We start from the raw sequence: 581 nt of genomic DNA, 5'->3' as shown, positions 1-581 counted from the left end.
CTCAAGGCCTACAGCGGTTTTCACACGTTCAAGCCAGGATCGAATGCGCGCGCATGGCTGTTTCGGATCATGTACAACAACTGGATCAACAGCTATCGCGCCCGCCAACGCGCCGTGGGTGAGCAACTGTGTGAAGACATCACCGATTGGCAGGTGTCCGCCGAGGGGCGGCATACATCTTCGGGTTTGCGGTCAGCGGAAGTGGAAGCGCTCGAAGCGATGCGCGACGACGACATCGCGGACGCACTGGACGCGATCCCTGCGGCCAACCGGATGACCGTGTACTTCGCCGACGTCGAGGGCTACCACTACCGCGAAATCGCCGCCCTGATGGGCACACCCGTCGGAACCGTGATGTCCCGACTGGCCCGCGGACGAAAGCGGCTGCGGGAGTTGCTCGCCGACGTGGCCCGGGACCGTGGCATCGGCCGCGACGCCGGTAAGGTTCAGGCTGCCGTGCCGTTGTCCTGACTCCGGGCCAGATACCCTCTGGCAACCGCAGTTTCGGCGAGCAACTCCCGCAGCCGCTTTCGTCCGCGGGCCAGTCGGGACATCACGGTTCCGACGGGTGTGCCCATCAG

At 64.7% G+C, this 581-nt stretch carries 1 protein-coding gene and 1 pseudogene; one reads left to right on the top strand and one right to left on the bottom strand.

Features of this window, described 5'->3' with window-relative positions:
* Window positions 1–471, top strand: a 471-nt coding sequence (locus A5699_RS27700; protein WP_067776778.1) for a sigma-70 family RNA polymerase sigma factor, incomplete at its 5' end; no start/stop codon positions are given.
* On the opposite strand, the pseudogene A5699_RS30100 reads toward A5699_RS27700, so the two are convergent.
* Window positions 447–581, bottom strand: a pseudogene (locus A5699_RS30100) (RNA polymerase subunit sigma); the annotation flags it as partial. The gene A5699_RS27700 and the pseudogene A5699_RS30100 overlap by 25 nt on opposite strands.

This window comes from Mycobacterium sp. E802, from assembly GCF_001666875.1.
GTDB lineage: Bacteria > Actinomycetota > Actinomycetes > Mycobacteriales > Mycobacteriaceae > Mycobacterium.
This window is presented reverse-complemented; position numbering and strand designations above follow the sequence as displayed.